Genomic DNA, 23,797 nt, shown 5'->3' with positions numbered 1-23,797 from the left:
GCGGGGAAGTGCGCGTGCGGGAACCGGGCCGTCCGTCCAGGGCCGTGCGAGACGGCCCGTGCGAAGACGGGTCGAGCGAAAGCCGTGCGGAGAGAAGGCGAACGGGACGGAGAGAACGAGGAGTTCGTGTGGACGGTCCGTATGGGCCGGAAACCGTAGGCCGCACCTTGACACGGAGTCAATGCCCACCGACACTCAGCAACTCACAAGGGGTTGGCTCCTGGGGCGGAGCCGTCGCACCGGGCCGGCGTGTGCGCGCGTGACACACACGGCCGTCACGGCACCGACGAAGAGAGGTTCGCCTCCGCCATGCACAGACTCCTCGCCGCCGCGCTCACCTGCGTACTCGCCGCCGGCCTCGCCGTCGGCGCCGGCCTCGGCATCGTCGCCGCGCTCAACGCCACCCCCGAGCAGCCCAACGTGCCGCTCGTGCACTTCCACTCGTCCCCCGACGAGATCCCCGGCCTCGGCGAGTCCGCGCTCCCGTCGCCCTCCCCGGAGGGCTCCGAAGACACCGGGCCCGCTGGCGACACCGAACCCTCCGCCGACACCGAACCCTCCGGAGGCACCGAACCCTCCGACGACGACACCGAACGCACCGGCGACCCCGCGCCGGTCTCCGCCGCGCCGGGGAACTGACACCGTGCCGACCGCACCCGCCCGCTCGGCGTGGCAGGACGTACCACCGCTGCGCGTACGGCAGTTCGCGAGGCGTGCCATGGGCGAGGTGCCGGTGCTCGCCCAGGACATCCTCTCCGCCATCCGCCGCGAGTACCCCGCGCTGCCCCTGATACTGGACGAGACGGGCGAGCCCATGGCCCTCGTCGGCATCCGGCGGGCCCTGGAGCACTTCGTGGAGAACCTGGCCACGGGGCTTGAGGCGCCGCACGTGCCGCCGCAGGTCTTCCAGGAGTTCGGCCGCGGCGAGGTGCTCCAGGGGCGCAGCCTCGACTCCCTCCAGGCCGTCTACCGGCTGGGCATCCGGCTGGCCTGGCGCCGGCTCGCCGAGATCGGCACCCAGATGGAGATTCCGCCGCCCGCGATGTACGAGCTGGCCGAATCCGGGTTCCAGTACCTCGACGGGCTGGTCGCCGAGTCGGTACGCGGCTACGCCGAGGCAGCGGCCCGGCAGGCGGGGGAGCGGCTGCGTCTCCAGCGCAGACTGCTCGACCTGCTGCTGTCCGAGCACCCGCCGCGCGGCGGTGCCGACCGCGCAGACCTGCTCGCCGACCGCGCCGCCCGCATCGGCTGGCGGGTGCCGGGCACCGTCGCCGTCGCCGTCCTGCTGCGCCCTGCCCGCTCCGCCGTGCCACCCGCCGTGGGCGACGAGGTGCTGCTTGACATGGAGTGCGAGCAGCCCCGCATGGTGGTACCTGATCCCGAGGCACCCGGCAGACCGGAGCTGTTGCGCCGCTCGACCGCGGGCTGGTCGGGCGCCGTGGGGCCTCCGGTGCCGCTGGCCGAGGCCGCCAAGTCGCTGCGCTGGGCCGTCACCGCCGTCGCCCTCATCGAGCGCGGACTGCTGCCGGGCGGGGCGCTGCTGCACTGCACCGAGCACACGGAGGCCCTGGTGCTGCTGCCGCCCGAGGAACTGATCGCGGGGCTGGGCCGGCGCCGGCTCGCTCCGCTGGAGACCTGCGGTCCCGCCCACAGCCGCAGGCTGGCCGAGACACTGCTGGCCTGGCTGGAGACCCGCGGCGGCGCCCCGGAGGTCGCAGCGCGCCTCGGGGTGCACCCGCAGACCGTCCGCTACCGGCTGCGGCAGATCCGCGAACTGTGGGGTGACGACATCGACGATCCCGACAGCCGCTTCGAGCTCGAACTGGTGCTCCGTTCCATGCGGTTGCGCGGCGAGCTGGAAGCGCCCTGACCGAGGGCCGGTCCGCTCGGTCCGGTCGGTCCGCGGGAGCCAGGGCAGCAGGCCCGCGGGAGGCGAGCTAGCGGTCGGCCTCGGGCATCCCGTCGTGCGGCTGCTCCCCGCCGCCTTCCTCTGCCAGCATGCGTCTGAGCAGGTCACGCAGGAGGGTCCGCTCGACCGGGGTGAGCCCCTTGAGCGGCTTCCCGGCGAAGCCGAGCTCGCCGCGCAGCCGGGCGGCCGTGGCGAGCCCCTCGTCGGTGGCGGCGGCGAGCTTGACCCGGCGGTCGGCCGGATCCGGCCTGCGCTCGACCAGCCCGCGCGTCTCCAGGCGGTCGACTATGCCGGTGACGTTGGACGGCTCGCACTTCAGCTGCCGGGCGAGCCGTCGCATCGGGGTGGCCCCGCGGGCCAGCAGGGTGAGCACCCGGGCCTGCGCGCCGGTCAACGCGTGCGCGGAGGCGGCCAGCTCGTACTCCTCGTGGTAGCGCGTGACGACCGTGCCGATCAGCCCGGCCACCTCGACATCGAGCGCGTCCCCGGCCTGTTCGGTGCTCCGTACGTCCCCAACAGGAGTGTCCGCTGCCATACGACCAGCCTAACGCATTGCTTGACAACCTGAAATATTCAGGCGCAAGGTTGTTTCAGCACCTGAAACAACGAGGAAGGGCGCCACCGTGACCCCACCCGCTTCCGCCCACTCCGGCACCGGCCGCCTCCCGGAGACCGGCCGTGCCTGGCACCTGACGGCGCGCCCGCAGGGCTGGCCCACTCCGGACGACTTCGCCCTGCGGGAGGAGCCGGTCGCCGAGCCCGCCGACGGCCAGATCCTGGTGCGCAACATCCACCTGTCCGTCGACCCGTACATGCGCGGTCGGATGAGCGAGGCCAAGTCCTATGTCGCGCCCTACAAGCTGAACGAGCCGATGTACGGCGGCGCGGTCGGTGTCGTCCTCGCCTCCCGCGCGGACGGCTTCGCGCCGGGCGATCACGTGCTGCACGACCTGGGCTGGCGCGAGTACGCGACGCTCGCCGCCAAGCGCGCCACCAAGGTCGACCCCGAGGCCGCGCCGCTCACGACGTACCTGGGCGTGCTGGGGATGCCGGGCCTGACGGCGTACGCGGGTCTGGTCCGGGTGGCCGGCTTCCAGCCGGGCGACGCGGTCTTCGTCTCCGGCGCCGCCGGCGCGGTCGGCAGCGAGGTGGGCCAGATCGCCAAACTCAAGGGCGCCTCCCGGGTCATCGGCTCCGCCGGCTCGGACGAGAAGGTCGAGGTGCTGACGGGGGAGTACGGCTTCGACGCGGCGATCAACTACAAGAAGGCCCCGGTCGCCGAGCAGTTGAGGGAGGCGGCGCCCGAGGGTATCGACGTCTACTTCGACAACGTCGGCGGTGAACACCTGGAGGCCGCCATCGGTGCCCTCAACCTCCACGGCCGGATCGCCGTGTGCGGCATGATCTCGCAGTACAACGCCACCGAGCCGACTCCGGCGCCGCGCAACCTGTCCCAGATCATCGCCAAGCGGTTCCGGATGGAGGGTCTGCTGGTCATGGACCACCAGGACCTCCAGCCGCAGTTCGTGCAGGAGGTCTCCGCCTGGGTGCGCTCGGGCGAGCTGGCGTACCGCGAGACGGTGGTCGAGGGCGTGGAGAACACCCTGGACGCCTTCCTGGGCCTGCTGCGCGGGGAGAACATCGGCAAGATGATCGTCACCCTCGGCGACTGAGCCACCGGGGACGCGGGCGGCTGCGGGGAACGCACGGGCCGCCCGGGACACACGGGAAGCACGGGGCCGCTGAGGAGGCACGGGGCTGGCTGCCGCGCCGGTGGACACAGCGCATACGCTGGTCATCGCACCGGCGGGGACAGGGGCGCGAGTTCCCCCGGCTGTGCCACCAACAGGAGGACATTCATGGCAATCCAGCCCATCGACGTCAAGTACACCGCCGTCGCCACCGCGGAGAACGGCCGTGACGGCCGCGTCGCCAGCGACGACGGTCAGCTCGACGTCGTCGTCAACCCGCCCAAGTCGATGGGTGGCAGCGGCGCGGGCACCAACCCCGAGCAGCTCTTCGCGGCGGGCTACAGCGCCTGCTTCCAGGGCGCGCTCGGTGTCGTGGCCCGCAAGGAGGGTGCCGACATCACCGGCTCGACCGTCACGGCCGAGGTCGGTATCGGCAACCTTCCCGAGGGCGGCTTCGGCCTCACCGTCGCGCTCAAGGCCACCATCCCGAACGTGGACGAGGCCACGGCCAAGGACCTGCTGGACAAGGCCCACCAGGTCTGCCCGTACTCCAACGCGACCCGCGGCAACATCGAGGTCACGCTCCACGTCGGCTGAGCCCCGGCTCGCCCGGCTCCGGAACGCCCGTCGGGCGCCGGGGCGGGGACGCCGCAGCGTGGGTGGCGTCCCCCGCCCGCACGGCGGACTGTCCGAGCAGCGCCCCACCGGTGTCATCCGGTGGGGCGCACCGCGTCTCAGCCCGTGGGGCGCTTCTCGGTGATCTCCTCGTAGGCGAGCTCGGCGAGGCTGCGCTGGCCCTCCTTGCTGGGGTGGAACCAGTCCCAGTCGCTCAGCTCGGCGGGGGTGAAGCGGTAGTCGAAGACGGCGCCGTTGTCGTAGCGGCAGCGCAGGTCCTTCGCGCACTCCTGCTCGAGGACGGTGTTGTAGGCGACGACCCGGTCGTGGACCCGCTGCCGCCGCTGCTTGTCCGCCGCCTCCATCGACTGCGGATCCTTGAGCATCGACTGGCAGATGCCCAGCCCCCACACCCGCTGGCCTATGGGGTTGGTGCGGCCCTGCTGCCACAGCCGCTTGAGGTCGGGGACGCTGGAGACGTAGACCTGCGTGGAGGGTGAGGCCGAGCGCAGGACGTGCAGGGACTCCCGGAAGTCGGCGCGGAAGTCGGCCACGCCGGTCATCTGCTCGACGGTGGGGCGGCAGGCGTCGTTGGCGCCGCTCATCACCGTCACCATGTCGGGTTCCTTCGCGGCGGCCTTGCGCATCTGCTGCGGGAGGTCGGCGACGACGGCGCCGCTGACGGCGTAGTTCCAGCTCTTGCCCTTCGGGTCGCTCAGCAGCCGCCGGGCGAGGCTGTCGACGTCGTCGGCCTCTCCGGTGGCCCAGGAGACCCGCGTGCAGTCGGAGAGCAGCGAGCAGGCGTCGAAGCCGCGGGTGATGGAGTCCCCCACGGCGGCCAGCGAGGCGGGCGAGCGGTCCCAGACGCGGCGCGGGCTGGGCTTGGCAGGGGGGCGCGTGGAGCCGTCGGCGCGCTGTGCGCCGTCCCGGTCGCCTCCGTCCGGGGTGCCGCCGCAGGCCACGGCCAGCACGAGACCGGCGACGGTGACGAGGACGAAAGCGCAGATGGCAGCGGTGCGGGAGCGCCGTGGGCGGGGAGGTTCGGGCCGGCTGGGACGCGTGTTCGCCGCCTCGTGACTGTCCGGCATGCGACCCCCTGTTTCGCTGGTGCCCTACCGACGGTACGTCACCTACCGTGCGCCGCCGCGCGGTAGCTTGTTCCGCAGCCGGTGAAGCCGGAGCGACCGCGGGCACAGCGACGGAACACATATTACCTCGCGTCATAACCTGTCCCTTTCGGGGAGAATTGGGCGCAGTGGTGTTTACTATTCGTAACCTCGGGAGCTGGTAGGGAAGTGACCGGTGGTGCAAAATGTCAGGCGCTCTTCCGGCGCGTGACCGAGAGATGATCGAGGCCGCCCGGTGGCGACCTTCGCAGCGCACTGGAGGTCCCGGTGACGACACGTGGAGTCCTGTACGTCCACTCGGCGCCCCGCGCCCTGTGCCCGCACGTCGAGTGGGCCGTCGCGGGCGTCCTGGGCGCCCGCGTCAATCTCGACTGGATCAGACAGCCGGCCTCGCCCGGCACCTGGCGCGCGGAGTTCTCCTGGCAGGGCGATCCCGGCACCGCCTCCAAGCTGGCCTCCGCGCTGCGCGGCTGGCACCTGCTGCGCTTCGAGGTGACCTCCGAGCCCTGCCCCACGGCGGAGGGCGAGCGCTACAGCTCCACGCCGGGACTCGGCATCTTCCACGCCGTCACCGGCATGCACGGTGACATCCTCATCCCCGAGGACCGGCTGCGCGCCGCCGTCGCCCGCGCCGGACGCGGCGAGAGCGACCTGGCGGCCGAGATCGCCAAGCTGCTGGGCAAGCCCTGGGACGACGAACTGGAGCCGTTCCGCTACGCCGGCGAAGGCGCCCCGGTCCGCTGGCTGCACCAGGTCGTCTGACCCCGCACTCCCCCGAGCGCCCTCACCCCTTCGGGTGGCTGTGCCGGTGACCGCACGCGTTGTGTGACGCTCGCCTGCCGGCCTGACCGTCGTGGGGTGCGTGCCGCCGGGGCGGGCGCGCGGCGCAGCCTCTACGGTTCCCGCATGGCTGACGAAACTTCTCCACTGTCCTCGGTCGCCGTGCTCGGCACCGGCATCATGGGCGCCGCCATGGCCCGCAACCTGGCCGCCGCCGGGCTTCAGGTCCGCGCCTGGAACCGTACGAGGGGGCGGGCCGAGCCGCTGGCCGGCGACGGGGTCACCGTCGCGCATGAGGCGGCCGAGGCGGTACGGGGTGCCGACGCCGTCCTGACCGTCCTGACCGACGGACCCGCCGCGCTGGAGGTCATGCGCGCCGCCGCGCCAGGCGCCGCCGAGGGAACGCCGTGGATCCAGGCGGGCACGGTCGGCCCGGAGGGGCTGGTGCCGCTGGCCGAGTTCGCCCAGGAGCACGGGCTGCGGCTGCTGGACGCGCCGGTGCTCGGCACCAGGGAGCCCGCCGAGGCGGGGGAGCTGACCGTGCTGGTCTCCGGCCCTTCGGCTCTTGAGGCCAGGGTCGCGCCGGTCCTCGACGCGATCGGTGCCCGTACCCGGTGGCTGGGGGAGGAGCCGGGGGCGGCGAGCCGGCTGAAGCTCGTGCTCAACAACTGGGTCCTCACCCTCATCAACGGCACGGCCGAGACGCTGGCGCTCGCCGAGGGGCTGGGCGTGGACCCGCGCGACGTACTCGGCGCGGTGGCGGGCGGCCCGCTGGACGTCCCGTACCTGCATGCGAAGGCCCGGCTGATCCTGGAGGGCGCCTACGAGGCGAGTTTCCCGCTCTCGGGGGCCCGCAAGGACGCCGACCTCATCTCCCGTGCCGCCGAGAAGGCGGGCGTGCGGCTGGACGCGACCCCGGCGCTCGCCGAGCGGCTGCGCAGGGCGGAGGCGCAGGGGCACGGCGCGGACGACGCGGCCGCCTCGTTCTTCGCGTCCTTCACCTCCTCCGACCACGGCAGGGGCGACGCCCGCGGCGCGTCGTGAACGCGGAACGGGTGTCGTGAACGCGGAACGGGTGTCGTGAACGCGGAACGGGTGTCGTGAACGTGGAACGGGTGGGGGCGGTCTCACCGGAGACCGCCCCCACCCGTCGCAGGAGGTGTGCGTCAGACCGTGCGGAAGGCCAGCACCACGTTGTGGCCGCCGAAGCCGAAGGAGTTGTTCAGCGCGGCGATCCTGCCGCTGTCTGGCAGCTCGCGCGCGGTGTCACGCACGATGTCGCCGTCGGCCTCCGGGTCCAGGTTCTTGATGTTGATCGTGGGCGGGGCCGTGCGGTGGTGCAGCGCCAGCAGCGTGGCCACCGTCTCGACACCGCCCGCGCCGCCCAGCAGGTGGCCGGTCATCGACTTGGTCGCGGAGATGCCCATGTGGTCCATGTCGTCTCCGAACACCTTGCGCAGCGCCTTGAGCTCCGCCAGGTCGCCCGCCGGGGTGGAGGTCGCGTGCGCGTTGATGTGCACGATCTCGGCCGGGTCGATGTCGTTCCTGGAGATCAGGTTCTCCAGTGCGTGCGCGATGCCGTTGCCCGAGGGCTCCGGCTGCACGATGTCGTGGCTGTCGGCGGAGATGCCCTGGCCCACGGCCTCGACGTAGACCCTCGCGCCCCGGCGCCGCGCGTGCTCGGCCGACTCCAGGACGATCACGCCCGCGCCCTCGCCCAGCACGAAACCGTTGCGGTCCGTGTCGAAGGGGCGGGAGGCGCCCTGCGGGTCGTCGTTGCTCTTGGACATCGCCATCATGTTGGCGAACGCGGCGACCGGCAGCGGGTGTATGGCCGCCTCGGTGCCGCCCGCGACCACGATGTCGGCCCGGCCGCTGCGGATCATCTCGATCGCGTAGCCGACGGCCTCGGACCCCGAGGCGCAGGCGCTGACCGGTGTGTGGACACCGGCGCGCGCGTTGACCTCCAGGCCCACGTTGGCCGAGGGGCCGTTGGGCATCAGCATCGGCACGGTGTGCGGGGAGACGCGGCGGACGCCCTTCTCCCTGAGCACGTCGTACTGGTCGAGCAGGGTGGTGACCCCGCCGATGCCGGACGCCACGACGGCTCCGAGCCGGTCGGGGTCCACACTCGTCTCCTCGCCGGCCCGGGCGGTGAAGCCGGCGTCGGCCCACGCCTGACGGGCGGCGATCAGCGCGAACTGCGCCGAGCGGTCCAGCCTCCGCGCCTGGGGGCGGGGAATGCTTTCGCCCGGCTCGACAGCGGCCCTGGCGGCGATCTGCACGGGCAGGTCGGCGGCCCACTCCTCCTGGAGGCGTGCGACACCGGACCGTCCGGCGACGAGTCCTTCCCAGGTCGATGCGCTGTCGCCACCCAGCGGTGTGGTTGCGCCGATACCGGTGACGACCACGGAAGTCTTGGTCGCGTTCACTGGATTTCTCTCCACGGTAGGGGTGACTCGTTTGAGCCACCCGGAGCCGGGTGGCGACAAACGCGTCAACGGTCTTGCCAGTTCTGCCGCGTCGGGCAGCGCCGCCGTACGGGCGGGCGCTGCCGCGTCGGTCAGTCCTGGTGCTTGAGGATGTAGTCGGTCGCGTCGCCGACGGTCTTGAGGTTCTTGACGTCGTCGTCCGGGATCTTCACGCCGAACTTCTCCTCGGCGGCCACGACCACCTCGACCATGGACAGCGAGTCCACGTCCAGGTCGTCGGTGAAGGACTTCTCCAGCTTGACGTCCTCGGCGGGGATACCGGCGATCTCGTTCACGATCTCGGCGAGGCCCGAGACGATCTCTTCCTGAGTGGCCATTGCGGCGCTCCTTCGTGTCTGCGGTGAGTCCGCAGCGCCCGACCCTGTCGTGCGGGGCTGCTCGGATGGTGACTAGGGGAGAGTAACGACCGTGGCTGCGTAGACGAGACCCGCCCCGAAGCCGATGACCAGTGCGGTGTCGCCGCTCTTGGCCTTCCCCGTCGCCAGGAGCCGCTCCATCGCCAGCGGGATGGAGGCGGCCGAGGTGTTGCCCGTGGTCTCCACGTCGCGGGCGACCGTGACGTGCTCGGGCAGCTTGAGAGTCTTGACCATCGAGTCGATGATCCGCATGTTCGCCTGGTGCGGAATGAAGACGTCGAGGTCTTCGGCCGCTATCCCGGCGGCGTCCAGTGCCTGCTGGGCGACCTTGGCCATCTCGAAGACCGCCCAGCGGAAGACCGTCTGGCCCTCCTGGCGCAGCGCGGGGAACCTCAGCTCGCCGGTCTTCTCGTCGACGGGCAACTGGGAGACGTCACCCACCCGGTAGTCGTCCCACGGCACGGTCTGCGAGATGACGTCCCGTTTGTCGCCCTCCGAGCCCCATACCGAGGGGCCGATGGCGGGCTCGTCGGAGGGGCCGACGATGACCGCGCCGGCGCCGTCCCCGAACAGGAAGGCCGTGGAGCGGTCCGTCAGGTCCGTCAGGTCGGAGAGCCGCTCGGCACCGACCACCAGCACGTACTCGGCACTGCCCTCGACGACCAGGCCCTTGGCGAGGGTGAGGCCGTAGCCGAAGCCCGCGCAGCCCGCGTTGATGTCGAAGGCGGCGGCCTTGCCCGCGCCCATCCGGTCGGCGATCTCGGTGGCGATGGCGGGGGTCTGCTTGAAGTGGGAGACGGTCGAGATGATGACCGCGCCCACCTGCGCGGCCGTGATCCCCGCGTCCGCGACGGCCTTGCCCGCGGCCTCCAGGGTCATCTCGGCGACCGTCTCGTCGGGGCCTGCCCAGTGCCGGGTGGCGATGCCCGAGCGGGAGCGGATCCACTCGTCTGAGGAGTCGATGTGCTTGAGGATCTCCTCGTTCTCCACGACGCGGGTCGGACGGTATCCGCCGACACCGAGGATGCGCGCGTAGGGGGAGCCCTGCGCGGGCTTGATCTTCGCGGTCATGCTCTCGGGACTCCTTGGTCTCGGACTCAGGTGTGGGCGGCGAGCAGGTCCCGCGCCGCGGCGAGGTCGTCGGGCGACTTGAGCGCCAGCCTCTCCACGTCCGGCAGGGCGCGCTTGGCCAGTCCGGTGAGGGTGCCGCCGGGGCACAGCTCGATCAGCGCCGTGGCGCCCAGCTCCTGGAAGGTGTCCATGCACAGGTCCCAGCGCACCGGCGCGGAGACCTGGCGCACGAGCCGGCGCACGACCTCGGGCCCGCTGGTGACGACGGAGCCGTCGAAGTTGGAGACGTAGCGGCTCAGCGGGGTGCCGGGCGTGACGTCCGCGACGGCCGCCTCCACGGCGGGCAGGGCGCCCGCCATGTGGTCGGTGTGGAAGGCGCCGGCGACCTGCAGCGGCCGCACTCGCGTCGCCTCCGGGCGGTCCTCGGCCAGCGCGGCGAGCTGCTCGACGGTGCCGGCGGCGACGATCTGTCCCGCGCCGTTCCTGTTGGCGGGGGTCAGCCCGAGCTTGTCCAGGTGTGCGGTGACCGCCTCCGGGTCGCCGCCCAGTACGGCCGACATGCCGGTCTCGCTCACGGCGGCGGCCTCGGCCATCGCCGTGCCGCGGGCCCGCACGACGCGCAGCGCCTCGACGGGGGTGAGAACCCCGGCCAGCGCCGCGGCGGCCAGTTCACCCACGCTGTGCCCCGCGAACGCGCCGACGCCTGCGGCCTTGCCCGGCGCCTGCGCGGTGGGCTCGCCTTCCAGCAGTTCGTAGGCCGACAACAGGGCGGTGGCGACCAACAGCGGCTGGGCGACGGCCGTGTCGCGGATCGCGTCGGCGTCGGCCTCGGTGCCGTAGTGCACCAGGTCGAGATCGATGGCGGCGGACCACTGGGCGAGCCGGTCGGCGGCGCCGGGCAGTTCCAGCCAGGGGGTCAGCAGGCCGGGCTTCTGGGCACCTTGGCCGGGAGCGACGAGTACGAGCACTCTTTCACTCTCTCCTGTGAACAGGCGTCTCGACCGGTGGGGACCGAGACGAAGAACGGTGAGGGGTTTTGTGGGCCTTCCACAAAACGTGCCCGCAAGCCTACGGCTGGCCGCCGGAGTCGGCGAGACGCCCCAGGATCAACGCGATACGCAGCGTGAAGGCGGAACGCACATCAGACGGCGACCAGCCGGTGACGTCCGTCACACGTCGCAGCCGGTAGCGGACGGTGTTGGGGTGCACGAACAACATCCGCGCGGCACCCTCCAGACTACTCGCCTGCTCCAGATAGACGCTCAGCGTCTCCAGCAGCGCCGATCCCGCCTCCTCCAGCGGCCTGTAGATCTCCTCCACCAGCAGCTGCCGCGCCACCGGGTCACCGGCCATCGCGCGCTCCGGCAGCAGATCGTCCGCCAGCACGGGCCGGGGGGCGTCAGGCCAGGCCGCACACGCTTTCAGCCCGGCCATCGCGGCCTGCGCGGAACGGGGAGCCGCCAGCAGATCGCCCACCACGGGCCCTGCCACCACAGGCCCCGCCGCGAACGGGCCGATCAGCGACTTGGCGGCCTTGAGCGGATCGTCGCAACCGCCCGCGATCACCACCAGGCGGCTGCCGAGCACCCCCGTGAGCACCTGGAGCTTGGCGTGCCGGGACGCCCGCCGGATCGCCTCGACGGTCAGCTCGTTGTCCCCGTCGGGCGCCGTTCCCAGCACGACGGCCACGTGCTCGGGCGAGTTCCAGCCCAGCGCCGCAGCCCGCGACACGGCGCCCTCGTCGGCCTCCCCGGAGAGCACCGCGTTGACCACCAGCGACTCCAGGCGCGCGTCCCAGGCGCCGCGCGCCTCCGCCGCCTGCGCGTACACCTGCGCCGTGGCGAAGGCGATCTCCCTGGCGTACACCAGCAGCGCCTCGCGCAGCACCGCCTCGTCACCGGGCGCGGCCACCTCGTCGATGGCCGCCTCGACGACCTCGATGGTGGTGCGCACCATCTCCACGGTCTGCCGCAGCGTGATCGCCCGCGTCAGCTCGCGCGGCGCCGTCCCGAAGACGTCGGTGCTGATGGCCTGCGGGGTCTCCGGATGCCGGAACCACTCGGTGAAGGCCGCGATGCCCGCCTGCGCCACCAGGCCGATCCAGGAGCGGTTCTCCGGCGGCATCGCGCGGTACCAGGGCAACTGCTCGTCCATGCGCGCGATGGCGGCGGCGGCGAGCTTCCCGGAGGACTGCTCCAGCCTGCGCAGGGTCGCCAGATGCGGGTGCTGGGGTGGATCTGTGGCTTCGGGCACGGGACAAGCCTGCCTTACCGGGCGCGCCGCGCGGCTGCGGGGGGCGGACGGCAGCCGCACCCTCCCCGCGTCCGGGACTACGGTGGGGCGCATGGCACAGGTGGTGTGGCGGGCCGCTGACCGGTACCGCGGCGGCGAGGCGGAGGCCGGGATCGAAACCCGGCACGCCTTCTCCTTCTCCGGGTTCTACGACCCCGGCAACGTCGGCTTCGGACTGCTCGTGGCCTGCAACGAGGAACGCCTCGCGCCGGGCGCGGGATTCGCGCAGCACCCGCACCGGGACATCGAGATCGTCACCTGGGTCCTCCAAGGCGAGCTCGAACACCGCGACTCGGCCGGGCGCGACGCGGTCGTGCGCCCCGGGGACGTGCAACGGCTCGGCGCGGGCAGCGGCGTGAGGCACACCGAACGCAACGCCGGGAGCGGACCCCTGCGGTTCGTACAGATGTGGCTGGTGCCCGGCGCCTTCGGCACCGAACCCGAGTACGAGGTCGTGCGCGGCATCGCGGACAACACCCCCTTCGCGCTGCCCCGCACCGAAGCGGTGCTGCACGTGCGGCGGCTGGCCGACGGGGAGCGCACGGCAGTGCCGGACGCGGCCTTCGGCTACGTGCACGTGGCCCGCGGCCAGGCGCTGCTCGACGGTGGCGACACGGTGCTGCACGAGGGCGACGCGGCGCGGCTGACCGACCCGCGGGAGCGGGAGCTGTGCGCCCGCGGCGGAGCCGAACTGCTGCTGTGGGAGATGCACGCGGAGCCCCGTTACGGCTGAACTCCGCGCGAGGTTTGTGCCAGACCGGGCGCAGACGCTAGCCGCGCAGTTCGGCGAGGACGGCGTCCGTGAAGGGCGTCCACGCCTCGACCGCCCACGGGCCGAAGGCCCGGTCGGTGAGCGCCACACAGGCGGCGCCCGCCTCCGGGTCCACCCACAGGAACGTTCCGGACTGCCCGAAGTGCCCGAACGTGCGCGGCGAGGACGTCTCACCCGTCCAGTGCGGCGACTTGGCGGAACGGATCTCGAATCCGAGCCCCCAGTCGTTCGGCTTCTGGTTGCCGTACCCGGGCAGCACACCGTTCAGACCGGGGAAGACCACCGAGGTCGCCTCCCGCACCGTCGAAGGGTCCAGCAGCGTGGGGGACTGGAGTTCGGCGGCGAACCGCGTCAGGTCGGCGCAGCTGGAGACGGCGTCCTTGGCTGCCGACCCGTCCAGCTCGGTGGAGGCCATGCCCAGCGGCTCCAGCACCCCCTCCCGCAGGTACGCGGAAAAAGGGATCCCGGTGGCCTCGGCCACGTGCGCGGCCAGCGCCTCGAAACCCGCGTTGGAGTAGATCCGCCGGGTGCCGGGATCGGCCTGCGTGCGGTGCTCGTCGAAGGCGAGCCCCGAGGTGTGGGCCAGCAGGTGCCGCACCGTCGCCCCCTCGGGCCCCGCCGGCTCCTCCAGCTCGACGGCGCCCTCCTCCAGCGCCATCAGCACGGCGTAAGCGGACAGCAGCTTGGTGACGGAGGCCAGAGCGAAACGCTGCGCGGCGGGCCCTTGGCTCCCGGCCACGCTGCCGTCCGCCCGTACGACGGCCGCCGCCGCGCTCGGCACCGGCCAGGTCTCGATCATCCGCAGGCTCTCCATGCTCACGAGCCTAACGGCAGCACTCCGCCGCCGATTTTGGCCTCCCTTTGCTCTTGCCTGGAGTGCACTCCAACTTCGTACCGTTCACTGGTGAGTGTGACCGAGACGCAGAGACGGACGAGTCCGGAAGCGGCACCGCCCGCGCAGTGTGCCGCCCGGCACGAGGGCCGCCCGCGGCCGGACGGCAGCGACAGGTACACCATCAGCGAGGTCGCGGCGTTCACCGGACTGAGCGCGCACACCCTGCGCTGGTACGAGCGGATCGGCCTGATGCCGCACGTCGACAGATCCCACACGGGGCAGCGCCGCTTCTCCGACCGCGACCTGGACTGGCTGGACCTGGTCGGCAAACTGCGGCTGACCGGCATGACGGTCGCGGACATGGTGCGCTACGCGGAGCTGGTGCGCCAGGGCGAGCGGACCGTAGCGGAACGCCAGTCCCTCCTGGAGGACACGCGCGAGGGCGTACTGGCCAGGATCGCGGAACTGCGCGACACCCTCGACGTGCTCGACTACAAGATCGACCACTACTCCCGGAAGACCGGCCGCCTGCCCGCGGCCCGCACGGTGTCGGCGCAACCGTCCCCCCGCGAGACCTCCGAGCGCGGGACCGCGACGCCGCCCGCCACGAGCGCGGGCCACGCCTCTTCGGGTGCGGGCCACGCCTCCACGGGCCAGGTGTCGGCCGGTCGGACGAGCGAGGTGCCGGCGGGCAGGACCACCGTGCCCGGGTAGGACCGCAGCCCGGCGGACAGCCGGCCGGGCGACCGAAGCCGGGGCGGGAGTCCGCGCCCGGCGCGAGAAGGGCTAACGGGCGTCGGCGCACTGGCGCGAGGACGGCGCGCAGCGCACCGCGTCATACGCCCCCACGGCGATGGCGGCGAAGTTGGCGCGCGAGTCGGTGCCGGGACGCAGATAGTCGCTGTGCCCTTCCGCCTCGTCGGCTGTCACGACACGGGCGCCGAAAGCGGCGCCCGTCGGGTCGGCACCGTGCCCCAGGCCCAGGAACCGCACGTGGGGCACGCGCGCGATCCAGTCCCCCGGAGCGCGCGCGGCCCACACCGGCACACGGGTGCGCAGCGCGGAGACCGATCCCGCGCGCATCCCCGGCGACCCGAAGACGAGCAGACCCGTGGCGTCCTCGCTGCCCAGCCCGGGCGCGGCCCGCCCGCAGACCACGGAGCCGTAGCTGTGGCACAGCACGGCGGGCGGGGTCACCCCGGTGCGGGTCAGGCCGTGCAGGAAACGGGTCAGGCGCGGCGCGCCCGCCTCGGCCAGCCGCCCGGTCGCCGCGTCCGTACCGAGTCCGACCGGGGTCGTGTAACCGACCCAGGCGACCACCGCGACGCGGGCGCCGGGCGCGCGCCGCGCCATCCCCGCCCGCAGGGACGCGGCCATTCCTGCGGGTCTGCCGTAGCGGTTGGCGCCGCCGTCGTCGAAGTTGTGCAGGTCGATGTCGGATCCCGGCACCACGACCGCGGTCCTCCCGGCGTGCGCGAGATCTCCGTAGACCTCGGCGACCTGCCCGCGCCCGCGCGGGTCGAAGGCGAGGATCTGCCGCCCCGGCGCGAGGAGTTCGCCGTACCGTTCGGCCTTCTCGCGCGCCTGGCTGTGGTCGCCTCGCGTCCCCGAGGGAGCATCGGCCAGCACCCGTGCCCGCGCCCGCTCCCTCTTGAGCGCCACCCGGTTCGCCTGGTACCGGATGCCCAGGGGGACCCCGTCCAGGTTCCCCACCGTCAACGGATGCCGCCGCACCAGCGCCCCGCGCTCCTCCTCGTCCAGCCCGGCGAAGAACGTGGCGACCCGTTCGGGTCCCGCGGTAGCGGGGTCGGGCAGCGTGCGCCCCAGCGAATGGTCCGCGCGCCAGGCGGCGGCTCCGGGGGGCGGCCCGGTGACCGGGGTCTGCTCCGTACCGCTCGTGACGCCCGTCGTTCCCGCGAAGACCGCCGCGACCAGCGGGGCGGCGAGCAGGGCACGCTTGCGGCGGCGCTTCATGACAGGTCCCTCTCCTCCTGTCTCCCGCCCGTCTCGTCGGCGGGAGACGCGTCGGCGGGAGAGAGGAAGAGGGTGCGGGCCCGCTCGCGCCCGGGGCGTCACGCCGGAGAGCCAACTCCGCGCGTGCTACGGGGGTAGGGGGAGGTACGAGAGTAGGGGACACCCGAGCCGCGCCCGGTGCCCTGTGTTCCCTCCGGGGGCCGGCGTCCCGAGTTCCTTCCGGGGCCCGGGGCCGGCGTTCCGTGTCCCCCTCAGGCAGCCGGCACTCGGAGTCGGCGCCGGAGCCCGGAGCGTGGTGCCCGGAGCGTGGTGCCCGGGGCCCGTGCCGGGCGGCGGCCCGGCTACTGCTCGCCGGGCGCCACGAGACCGGACTCGTACGCGAAGATGACCGCCTGGGCGCGGTCGCGCAGGGCCAGCTTGGCGAAGATGCGGCTCACGTGAGTTTTCACCGTCTGTTCCGCCAGGACGAGCGAGGCGGCGATCTCCTGGTTGGACTGTCCGCGCGCCAGCAGCCCCAGTACCTCGGTCTCCCGCTCGGTGAGGTCCCCTAGCCGCAGCTGTGGCGCCGGGGAACGGCCCTTGCGGGTGACGGAGGGCGGCCGCTGCCGGGCGAACTCCGCGATCAGCCGCCGGGTCACCGACGGCGCCAGCAGGGCCTCACCCTCGGCCACCACCCGTACGGCGGCGATCAGGTCGGCGGGCGGCGCGTCCTTGAGGAGGAAGCCGCTCGCGCCCAGCCGCAGCGCCTCGTAGACGTAGTCGTCCACGTCGAACGTGGTCAGCATCAGAACCCTGGGCCTGTGGACGACGCCGCGGGGAGGTTCGAGGAGCGCTCGCGCCGCCTCCAGGCCGTTCAGCCGCGGCATCCGCACGTCCATCAGGACCACATCCGGATGGACGGTACGGCACACCTCCACGCCCGCTGTGCCGTCCGCCGCCTCGCCCACGACGTCGATGTCGCTCTGCGCGGCCAGCAGCGCGGCGAATCCCGCCCTCACCATGGCCTGGTCGTCGACGATGACCACGCGGGTCACCGTGTCCGTCGGGGAGGATCCTGGCGTGCCGGTGCCGTTCATGCCGGGGGAGTGTCCTTCGTGTGCGGTGCGGATGAGAGTGCGGCGCGTTTCTGGGCGTCCTTCGCGCCGTGGTGCCGCTCGTCGCCGAGGACGCCGGACGGCTCCATCGGCGTTCCGGCGGGCGGATGCAGCGGCAGCCGGGCCGCGACACGGAAACCTCCGTCCGGGAGCGGGCCGACCTCCAGCGCCCCGCCCACCAGCCGCACCCGTTCGCGCATGCCCACGAGGCCGTGCCCGGTGCCGGACGTCTCCAGCGGCGGCCCCTCGGGTGCGGGGGAGGGCCCGTTGACGACGAGGACGAAGAGCGAGGCCTCCCGGCCGCCGTTCTCGTCCTCCGGCCCGCGGTTTTCGTCGTCCCGCTCGCCGTTCCGGTCCTCCGGCTCGCCGTTCCGGTCCTCCGGCCCGCTGCTTTCGTCCTCCCTTGCGCCCTTCGCGTCCGGACGCTCGCCGTTTCCGCTCTCCCTTGCGCCGCTTCTGTTCTCCCTTGCGCCGCTCTTGTCGTCCCCGCCGTCCCCGCCGTTCCCTTCTCGTCCGCTCCTCCCGCTTTCCCGGACGGTCACCGAGATGCGGGTGGCTGCCCCGGGCGCGTGCCGCACGACGTTCGCGAGCGCCTCCTGGACGATGCGGTACGCCGACAGCGTGACGGTCTGCGCGGGGCCGGGGCCGCCACCGGGCGCACCGTCCTGTCCGTCGGCCAGGTCGAGGTGCAGTTCGGCGGGGACGCCTGCTCGCACCGTGGCCTCCACGAGCTGTTCCAGCCGTTCCAGGCCGGGCTGGGGTGCGCGCTCCGAGTGTGCGTTCTCGCTGCGCAGCACACCCAGCAGGCGCCGCATCTCGGTCAGCGACTCGCGCGCCGCCGCGGCGATGGCTCCGAACTCCTCGCTCGCCTCCCGCGGCAGGCCCGCGATCCGGTAGGGGGCGCTGTCCGCCTGGACGGTGATGACCGACATGTGGTGGGCGACGACGTCGTGCAGTTCGCGGGCGATGCGGGTGCGTTCCTCCAGGAGCGTGCGCTGGGCGCGCTCGGTCTCGCTGATGGTCTCCTGCTCGGCGAGCCGCCGCTGGGCCTCGGCCCGCTCCCGCAGGGTGGCGCCGAGCAGCAGTGTCGCGCCGCTGAGCACGATCAGCAGCACGTTCGATCCCTCGCTGCGCTCGGGGGCGACGATTCCGAGCGCGAGGGAGGCGACGACGGTGACCAGCCAGACGGCCAGCAGGGTGCGCCGGCTCTCCCGCAGCGCCAGTGCCAGGCACAGCAGCAGGTAGCCCACGAGGACCATCGGCGTCCATGGCCAGGGGCGGCCCGCGGTGTGGTCCGTGACCAGCAGCAGCAGTGCGCCGAGGACGTCGGCGGTGAAGATGAGCCACCAGGCGGGCAGCGGCCGGGTCACGGCGAGCAGCAGCGGCACCACCTGGGCCACCCCGAGCGCGCCCGCCCAGCTGCCGTGCAGCCCGTAGTCGGTGGACAGCAGCTGCGCGGTGGAGGGGAGCAGGGCGGCGCCGAAGCCGAACGCCAGCGCGTAGGGCAGCGACCTGACCCACCGCGACGACGCGTGGCGCAGCAGCGGTTCCCGGGAGGCCGCCGGGGTGGCCAGCGCTGAGCCCAGGCCGCGCAGCCCTTCGGTGAGGGAGGACGCGAGGTTGCGCCCGCTCACAGCTCCGCCAGGAGCTGAGCCTTCTTGGCCGTGAACTCCTCGTCGGTCAGCAGCCCGGCGTCGTGCAGTTCTCCGAGGTGGCGGATGCGTGTCGCCACGTCTGCGGGGTCGGAGCGCTGGCGTGTGACCGTCGGCGTGCTCGTGCAGACGCTCTCCGGTGCGGGATCGGCGGCGCGTACCGCCTCCAGGACGGAGGCGGCGAACGGCAGCGATTCGTAGACGGGCCCGTAGCCGAGCCCGAACACCACGGAGGCCGGGTCGTGGTCGGCGTCCACGAGGACCTCGGCGCCGCGCGCACGCAGCCGCAGGTGGCCGCCGGCGCCCTCGGGGGAGCGCCACTCGATGCCCTCCAGCTCTTCTACGGGGAAGAACTGGTCACCCGCCTTCCACTTGGCGGTGGAGGCGCCTGTCCAAAACCAGCGGAAGGCGACGACGCTGCCGTCGAATGAGGCCTTCCCGTCGTAGGCCTTGAAGCTCTGCGGCGCGGACGGTGCGGCGACCAGATACTGCTCGGCCGGTTTGGCGGCCTCCTCGGGCAGCACGGCGCGCAGCTCGGTCGCGTAGTAGTCGGCCAGGGTCTCGCGCTCGGCGGGCAGCACCAGGCGGTAGGGGTCGCTGCCCTCCTTGAGCTGCCCGGCGGCCGCCTCCAGCAGAGGATCGGCGCCCTGGCGGGGCACGGCGCGCAGCACGACGGTGCCGCGCTTGCTGCCCGGGGACAGCTCGACGGCGCTCAGCGCCTCGTACGGAACACGCCGCTCCGACAGCACCTGGAAGAGCTTGGGCGTGCGAATCCCCCGTTCGAAGCGGATGAGCACGGAGTCCGCTGCGAACTCCCAGGTGGAGTGAATTCCAGCCAGTACGTCACCCATGTGGGTCATCGTATGCGGCGGTCGCCCGCGCGTCCCCCTTCCGCTGGTCTCGGCCTGCTCCGCGCCCCCGTCGCGGTGGTGACACGTCCCGGGGCGGCGCCGGGTCCGCCCGCTCGGACGGGGCCGCCGCATCCGTGGACACCTCAGTGTGGCTCAGGCACGAAGGAGCACTCCGGGTCGGACGGGGCGCACGTCACGTCCTCGTACGAGCCGGTACCGACCGCGGCGAGGTTGTGCAGGCTGCGGGTGTGCGGCACGAAGTACCCGGTGTGCCCGACGGCGCCCGCGGCCGACAGACGGCGCGCGCCGAAACCGTCCGCGACCGGGTCGGCGCCGTGCCCCAGGCCGCCCACATCCATGTGCGGCACGTCCGCGATCCAGTCGTCGCGATCCCGCATCGCCCACACGTGCGCGCCGGTGCCGAGTTCCGAGGCACTGTCCGCGCGCATGCCGGGACTGCCCGCGACGGCGATGTCGGTGACGCTGTGCGGCAGCCGGTCCGCGGCCAGGCCGCAGACCACGGAGCCGTAGCTGTGGCACAGGAGCGAGACCTTCGGGGAGGCCTCGTCCGAGGCGACGGGCAGAGTGCGCACCAGGCGGTTGAGCCGTACGGCACCGTCCTGGGCCAGCTCGCCGGACGCCGCGTCGACACCGAGCCCGACGGGCGCGGTGTAGTCGGCCCACGCGATGGTCGCGGTGCGCACCCCTGGCGCCTCGTCCCGCTGCTGGTTGTGCAGCGCGCGTGCCATCCCCGCGGGTGCCGAGTACTCGCGCGCGGACTTCTCGAAGGTCAGCAGCTCGGTGTCGACCCCGGGAACGACGACGGACACGCGCTGGGCGTGCGCCAGGTCCCCGAAGACCTCGGCGGCACGACCGCGTCCCGTCGGGTCGAAGGCGAGGATCTGCCGCCCGTCGTCCAGCATCGAGGTGAAGCGGTGCATCCGGCGCCCCGCGTCCTGGCGGCCCTCGTCGGTCAGCCGCTCGTCCGTCATCCGCCTGGTCTCGACGGCGCGTGCCTGCCTGAGCGCGGTGTGGTTGGCCCGGTAGCGCAGCTTCACGGGGGCGCCCGCGAGGTTGCCGACGACCAGGGGATAGCGCTCGGCGAGTGTGCGCCGCTGCGCCGCGTCGAGGCGCGCGAAGTAGCGGGAGATGCGGCCTGCGGACGCGTCGGGGTCGGGCAGCGGACGCCCGGCGAGGCTGCCCTTCTCCCAGGCGAGCAGGGCCGCCGCGCGGGGCCCCGCGTCCGCGTGGTGCTTGCGCACAGCGGTCCAGCCGGTCGTCGCCAGCAGCACGAGGACGACGGCCAGGGCGAGCAGCGCGCGCCAGGCGGTGGAGCCCGGGGCTCCCGACGGGGGGAGGCCTGATCCGGACAGCGGGTTGCCTAGAGCGGAGAAGTAAGTCACTGGGGCGACACCCTAGGAGATGCGCGATGTCCGACCCGGCACGGACGAGGCCCGCGTGAGTCATCTCACGTTTCCTACAAGGCGTTCGGGTCAGGGTGGCGCATCCGTACGGGGAAGTGCTCACCCTGTGCAATCGGGACCCTGGTCCGGGCGGTTTACGGGCGGCGTTCCCGGCCCCAGTCGCCTGTCAGCGCGGGGCCCAGTTGCGCCACGTAGTCGCGGGTGACCTCGCGGGCGGTCTCCAGCGAGGCGCCCTCCCGCGTGCCCCACTGCCGTGCCGCGGTGCGCATCACTCCGGAGAACGCCGCCACCAGAACGCGCGGACGGGGGTCCACCTCGGCGTCCACCCCGGTGCGCCGGGCGATCTCCTGGACGAGTTTCTCCTCCATCAGCAGCGAGTGCCGCAGGTGTGCGGCCAGCAGCGAGGGAGTGGTCTCAACGACCTGACACATCTTCAGGTGCAGGTCGAGCGGGACGATCTCCTCGACGGCGCGGCCGGCCTCGTCCCAGACGTCGTTGAGGGTGCGGCGCAGGCACTCCAGGGGCGGAGTGCCGGGCGGTTCCGTGCACACGGCTTCGTAGAAGCAGGCCTCTACCATGTCCTGCACGAACAGCGCGACTTCTTCCTTGTTCGTGAAGTAGCGGAAGAAGGTGCGCTGGGAGACGTCGACGGCCTCCGCGATCTGGTCCACGGTGGTGGTGTCGTATCCCTGCGTGACGAACAGCTCGTGGGCCGCCACGACCAGAGCGTCCCTTGTGCGCTGTTTCTTCCGTTCACGCAGGCCCGTCAATGTCACTTCCTTCCCGTACCGGACTTCCTCTCCCGTGCCGGACGCCAACGGTCCGCTCACGATACGTGAGCGCTGACTGACATTTACCGGCGAATAATTCCGTTTGTCAATTGTCAGCGACTGTCATTACGCTCGCGCTCATGAGCACCCAGACCAGCACCGTCGCGCCCGACGCGCCGGACCCAGCCGGCCTCGAAGGCGGAGAAGGGGGCACCCGGAAGGGGATGCGCGGGCACCCGTGGCTGACCCTCGTCACCGTCGCCTTCGGCGTCACCATGGTCGCCCTCGACGGGACCATCGTCGCCATCGCCAACCCCGCCATCCAAAAGGACCTCGGCGCCTCGCTCTCCGACGTCCAGTGGATCACCAACGGATACCTGCTCGCACTCGCCGTCGCGCTGATCACCGCAGGCAAGCTCGGTGACCGCTTCGGCCACCGCCAGACGTTCCTCGTCGGTGTCGTCGGCTTCGCCGCCGCCTCCGCCGCCATCGGGGTCTCGGGCAGCGTCGCGCTCGTGGTCACCTTCCGTGTGCTGCAGGGCATATTCGGGGCGCTGCTGATGCCCGCGGCCCTGGGACTGCTGCGCGCCTCCTTCCCCGCCGAGCGGCTGAACGCGGCCATCGGCATCTGGGGCGCGGTCATCGGTGCCTCCACCGCCGCCGGACCCATCGTCGGCGGCCTCCTGGTCGAGCACGTCAACTGGGAATCCGTCTTCTTCATCAACGTCCCCGTCGGCGCCCTCGCCCTCGTGATGGGCCTCGTGCTGCTGCTCGACCGGCGCTCGGAGAACGCCCCACGCTCCTTCGACCTGCTGGGCGTCGTGCTGCTCTCCGTGGCGATGTTCTGCCTCGTGTGGGCCATCATCAAGGCCCCCGAATGGCACTGGGGCGACCCCAAGACGATCGGCTTCCTGGCCGTCTCCGTGCTGGCCTTCGCCGCCTTCGGCTTCTGGGAGACCCGGGCCAAGGAACCGCTGCTGCCCATGAGCATGTTCCGCTCGATCCCGCTGACCGCCGGCACGGTCCTGATGGTGCTCATGGCCTTCGGCTTCATGGGCGGCCTCTTCTTCGTCACGTTCTACCTGCAGAACGTCAACGGCCTCTCCCCGGTGGACAGCGGGCTGCGGCTGCTGCCGCTGACGGCCATGATGATCGTCGCCTCGCCCCTGGCCGGAACGGTCATCACCAAAGTGGGGCCGCGCATCCCGCTGGTCGCCGCCATGGTGCTCACGGCCATCGCCATGTTCGGCCTCTCCTCGCTGAACGCCGACAGCGGCATGGGCATCACCGCCGTCTGGTTCGCGCTCCTGGGCCTGGGGCTCGCCCCCGTCATGGTCGGCGCCACCGAGGTGATCGTGGGGAACGCGCCGCTGCAGCACGCGGGTGTCGCCGGCGGTCTCCAGCAGGCCGCCATGCAGGTCGGCGGCAGCCTGGGTACGGCCGTGCTCGGCGCCGTGATGGCCTCCCGTGTCGGCAGCGAACTGCCGCAGAAGTGGGCCGAGGCCAAGCTGCCGCCGCTGCCCGAGCAGAAGGAGGCGGCGCTCAAGAAGGCCGCCGAGGTGGGCATGGCCCCGCCCGCGCCCAAGGGCACCCCGGCGCAGGTGGCCGACGCGATCGAGCGCGTGGTGCACGACTCGTTCATCTCCGGCATGGGCCTGGCCTTCGTCTGCGCCGGCATCGTCGCGGTGCTCGCCGCGGGCGTCGCCGTCTTCACCAGCCGGGGCACGAACGACGCGGGGCCTTCGGTCCACATCTGACGCGGTACGGGGCGGCGGCGCGGTACGGCGCCGCCGCATGGACCCGGCGCGGTGGCGCGCGTCCGAGGTCATGACGCGCGTCCGAGGTCATGGCGCGCATGCGACGTCATGGTGCGCACCCGAGGTCATGGCGCGCACCCGACATCGCGGTGCGCGCCCTGGTCAGGGCGGCCCGGTGGCACCGGGACGGTGGATAACTCGCAAGTTGTGGATAACTCCGCCACCTGTCCCGGTGAACCGGGCCGTTTGCTCTTGGCGGGCTCCTCCCGGCACGGAGATGCTGGTCAGGCGCCGGGCGATCGAGTGCCCGGCCCTGAGCGGGGGGAGTGATCAGC

Annotated in this window: 22 protein-coding genes and 1 pseudogene; 9 read left to right on the top strand and 14 right to left on the bottom strand. The window is 72.6% G+C overall.

The genetic code is table 11. The annotated features are described in order from the left end of the window. Window positions 1-309 precede the first annotated feature (309 nt). Window positions 310-639: a hypothetical protein gene (locus tag MMF93_RS10445; protein WP_242750925.1), complete on the top strand. Its 330-nt coding sequence runs from the start codon at window positions 310-312 to the stop codon at window positions 637-639. Between the two features lie 4 nt (window positions 640-643). Next, window positions 644-1,870: a PucR-like N-terminal domain-containing protein gene (locus MMF93_RS10440; RefSeq protein ID WP_242750923.1), complete on the top strand. Its 1,227-nt coding sequence runs from the start codon at window positions 644-646 to the stop codon at window positions 1,868-1,870. 67 nt (window positions 1,871-1,937) lie between these two features. On the opposite strand, the gene MMF93_RS10435 is transcribed toward MMF93_RS10440, so the two are convergent. Further along, window positions 1,938-2,444, bottom strand: coding sequence for a MarR family winged helix-turn-helix transcriptional regulator (locus tag MMF93_RS10435; protein ID WP_242750921.1), 507 nt, complete (start codon window positions 2,442-2,444; stop codon window positions 1,938-1,940). 88 nt (window positions 2,445-2,532) lie between these two features. Between MMF93_RS10435 and MMF93_RS10430 the strand changes: the two genes are divergently transcribed. Together MMF93_RS10430 and MMF93_RS10425 are read left to right on the top strand one after the other, a co-directional pair. After that, on the top strand, window positions 2,533-3,582 hold the full coding sequence (locus MMF93_RS10430) for an NADP-dependent oxidoreductase (protein WP_242750919.1): 1,050 nt from the start codon (window positions 2,533-2,535) through the stop codon (window positions 3,580-3,582). 186 nt (window positions 3,583-3,768) lie between these two features. Continuing rightward, window positions 3,769-4,197: an organic hydroperoxide resistance protein gene (locus tag MMF93_RS10425; protein WP_114021853.1), complete on the top strand. Its 429-nt coding sequence runs from the start codon at window positions 3,769-3,771 to the stop codon at window positions 4,195-4,197. 137 nt (window positions 4,198-4,334) lie between these two features. Here MMF93_RS10425 and MMF93_RS10420 read toward each other — a convergent pair whose 3' ends face one another. Continuing rightward, window positions 4,335-5,303 (bottom strand): SGNH/GDSL hydrolase family protein, encoded by a 969-nt coding sequence (locus tag MMF93_RS10420; RefSeq protein ID WP_242750918.1) that lies wholly within the window; start codon window positions 5,301-5,303, stop codon window positions 4,335-4,337. Between the two features lie 306 nt (window positions 5,304-5,609). On the opposite strand from MMF93_RS10420, the gene MMF93_RS10415 reads away from it, so the two are divergent. Then, entirely contained in the window at window positions 5,610-6,104 is a 495-nt protein-coding gene (locus MMF93_RS10415) for a DUF3145 domain-containing protein (protein ID WP_114021851.1), read from the top strand. 144 nt (window positions 6,105-6,248) lie between these two features. After that, complete coding sequence (locus MMF93_RS10410) at window positions 6,249-7,166, top strand: NAD(P)-dependent oxidoreductase (protein WP_242750916.1); 918 nt, start codon at window positions 6,249-6,251, stop codon at window positions 7,164-7,166. Between the two features lie 122 nt (window positions 7,167-7,288). On the opposite strand, the gene MMF93_RS10405 is transcribed toward MMF93_RS10410, so the two are convergent. The 5 genes from MMF93_RS10405 to MMF93_RS10385 form a co-directional block, all read right to left on the bottom strand. Beyond that, window positions 7,289-8,554, bottom strand: a complete 1,266-nt coding sequence (locus MMF93_RS10405) for a beta-ketoacyl-[acyl-carrier-protein] synthase family protein (protein ID WP_114021849.1) — start codon at window positions 8,552-8,554, stop codon at window positions 7,289-7,291. A gap of 131 nt (window positions 8,555-8,685) precedes the next feature. Next, window positions 8,686-8,931: an acyl carrier protein gene (locus MMF93_RS10400; protein WP_242750914.1), complete on the bottom strand. Its 246-nt coding sequence runs from the start codon at window positions 8,929-8,931 to the stop codon at window positions 8,686-8,688. Window positions 8,932-9,003: 72 nt separating this feature from the next. Next, on the bottom strand, window positions 9,004-10,041 hold the full coding sequence (locus MMF93_RS10395; RefSeq protein ID WP_242750913.1) for a ketoacyl-ACP synthase III: 1,038 nt from the start codon (window positions 10,039-10,041) through the stop codon (window positions 9,004-9,006). Between the two features lie 26 nt (window positions 10,042-10,067). After that, window positions 10,068-11,009, bottom strand: coding sequence for an ACP S-malonyltransferase (locus MMF93_RS10390; protein ID WP_242750911.1), 942 nt, complete (start codon window positions 11,007-11,009; stop codon window positions 10,068-10,070). Window positions 11,010-11,109: 100 nt separating this feature from the next. Beyond that, window positions 11,110-12,294: a PucR family transcriptional regulator gene (locus MMF93_RS10385; protein ID WP_242750910.1), complete on the bottom strand. Its 1,185-nt coding sequence runs from the start codon at window positions 12,292-12,294 to the stop codon at window positions 11,110-11,112. A gap of 91 nt (window positions 12,295-12,385) precedes the next feature. Between MMF93_RS10385 and MMF93_RS10380 the strand changes: the two genes are divergently transcribed. Beyond that, a complete protein-coding gene (locus tag MMF93_RS10380; protein WP_242750908.1) occupies window positions 12,386-13,066 on the top strand; it encodes a pirin family protein in 681 nt (226 codons plus the stop codon). Window positions 13,067-13,103: 37 nt separating this feature from the next. On the opposite strand, the gene MMF93_RS10375 is transcribed toward MMF93_RS10380, so the two are convergent. Further along, window positions 13,104-13,919 (bottom strand): serine hydrolase domain-containing protein, encoded by an 816-nt coding sequence (locus MMF93_RS10375; protein ID WP_242750906.1) that lies wholly within the window; start codon window positions 13,917-13,919, stop codon window positions 13,104-13,106. Between the two features lie 90 nt (window positions 13,920-14,009). On the opposite strand from MMF93_RS10375, the pseudogene MMF93_RS10370 reads away from it, so the two are divergent. Beyond that, window positions 14,010-14,459 (top strand): annotated as a pseudogene (locus MMF93_RS10370) (MerR family transcriptional regulator); the annotation flags it as partial. A 267-nt stretch (window positions 14,460-14,726) separates the two neighbouring features. Here MMF93_RS10370 and MMF93_RS10365 read toward each other — a convergent pair. The 6 genes from MMF93_RS10365 to MMF93_RS10340 all read right to left on the bottom strand — a co-directional run bounded on the left by MMF93_RS10365 (window position 14,727) and on the right by MMF93_RS10340 (window position 21,654). Further along, window positions 14,727-15,914 (bottom strand): alpha/beta hydrolase, encoded by a 1,188-nt coding sequence (locus tag MMF93_RS10365; RefSeq protein ID WP_242750905.1) that lies wholly within the window; start codon window positions 15,912-15,914, stop codon window positions 14,727-14,729. A gap of 341 nt (window positions 15,915-16,255) precedes the next feature. Next, window positions 16,256-16,990: a response regulator gene (locus tag MMF93_RS10360; protein ID WP_242750904.1), complete on the bottom strand. Its 735-nt coding sequence runs from the start codon at window positions 16,988-16,990 to the stop codon at window positions 16,256-16,258. Next, complete coding sequence (locus MMF93_RS10355) at window positions 16,987-18,642, bottom strand: sensor histidine kinase (RefSeq protein ID WP_242750903.1); 1,656 nt, start codon at window positions 18,640-18,642, stop codon at window positions 16,987-16,989. The genes MMF93_RS10360 and MMF93_RS10355 overlap by 4 nt, the downstream gene beginning before the upstream one ends. Further along, window positions 18,639-19,520, bottom strand: coding sequence for a DUF4429 domain-containing protein (locus tag MMF93_RS10350; protein ID WP_242750901.1), 882 nt, complete (start codon window positions 19,518-19,520; stop codon window positions 18,639-18,641). Before MMF93_RS10350 ends, MMF93_RS10355 begins: the two co-directional genes overlap by 4 nt. 134 nt (window positions 19,521-19,654) lie before the next feature. Next, entirely contained in the window at window positions 19,655-20,914 is a 1,260-nt protein-coding gene (locus MMF93_RS10345) for an alpha/beta hydrolase (protein WP_242750899.1), read from the bottom strand. A gap of 155 nt (window positions 20,915-21,069) precedes the next feature. Continuing rightward, entirely contained in the window at window positions 21,070-21,654 is a 585-nt protein-coding gene (locus tag MMF93_RS10340; RefSeq protein ID WP_341483242.1) for a TetR family transcriptional regulator, read from the bottom strand. A 275-nt stretch (window positions 21,655-21,929) separates the two neighbouring features. Here MMF93_RS10340 and MMF93_RS10335 point away from each other — a divergent pair, with 275 nt between their 5' ends. Beyond that, window positions 21,930-23,462 (top strand): MFS transporter, encoded by a 1,533-nt coding sequence (locus MMF93_RS10335; protein WP_423835589.1) that lies wholly within the window; start codon window positions 21,930-21,932, stop codon window positions 23,460-23,462. Window positions 23,463-23,797 lie beyond the last annotated feature (335 nt).

This window comes from Streptomyces tubbatahanensis (assembly GCF_022699385.1).
Classification (GTDB): Bacteria; Actinomycetota; Actinomycetes; order Streptomycetales; family Streptomycetaceae; genus Streptomyces; species Streptomyces diacarni.
The sequence above is the reverse complement of the archived record's forward strand: the minus strand, read 5'-3'. Positions and strand labels throughout refer to the sequence as shown.

Coding starts and splice junctions, on each gene's coding strand:
- MMF93_RS10375 (WP_242750906.1), bottom strand. CDS start 13,919: ATGGAGAGCCTGCGGATGATCGAGACCTGGCCGGTGCCGAGCGCGGCG.
- MMF93_RS10435 (WP_242750921.1), bottom strand. CDS start 2,444: ATGGCAGCGGACACTCCTGTTGGGGACGTACGGAGCACCGAACAGGCC.
- MMF93_RS10445 (WP_242750925.1), top strand. CDS start 310: ATGCACAGACTCCTCGCCGCCGCGCTCACCTGCGTACTCGCCGCCGGC.
- MMF93_RS10350 (WP_242750901.1), bottom strand. CDS start 19,520: ATGACCCACATGGGTGACGTACTGGCTGGAATTCACTCCACCTGGGAG.
- MMF93_RS10425 (WP_114021853.1), top strand. CDS start 3,769: ATGGCAATCCAGCCCATCGACGTCAAGTACACCGCCGTCGCCACCGCG.
- MMF93_RS10410 (WP_242750916.1), top strand. CDS start 6,249: ATGGCTGACGAAACTTCTCCACTGTCCTCGGTCGCCGTGCTCGGCACC.
- MMF93_RS10365 (WP_242750905.1), bottom strand. CDS start 15,914: ATGAAGCGCCGCCGCAAGCGTGCCCTGCTCGCCGCCCCGCTGGTCGCG.
- MMF93_RS10335 (WP_423835589.1), top strand. CDS start 21,930: ATGCGCGGGCACCCGTGGCTGACCCTCGTCACCGTCGCCTTCGGCGTC.
- MMF93_RS10360 (WP_242750904.1), bottom strand. CDS start 16,990: ATGAACGGCACCGGCACGCCAGGATCCTCCCCGACGGACACGGTGACC.
- MMF93_RS10420 (WP_242750918.1), bottom strand. CDS start 5,303: ATGCCGGACAGTCACGAGGCGGCGAACACGCGTCCCAGCCGGCCCGAA.
- MMF93_RS10380 (WP_242750908.1), top strand. CDS start 12,386: ATGGCACAGGTGGTGTGGCGGGCCGCTGACCGGTACCGCGGCGGCGAG.
- MMF93_RS10400 (WP_242750914.1), bottom strand. CDS start 8,931: ATGGCCACTCAGGAAGAGATCGTCTCGGGCCTCGCCGAGATCGTGAAC.
- MMF93_RS10395 (WP_242750913.1), bottom strand. CDS start 10,041: ATGACCGCGAAGATCAAGCCCGCGCAGGGCTCCCCCTACGCGCGCATC.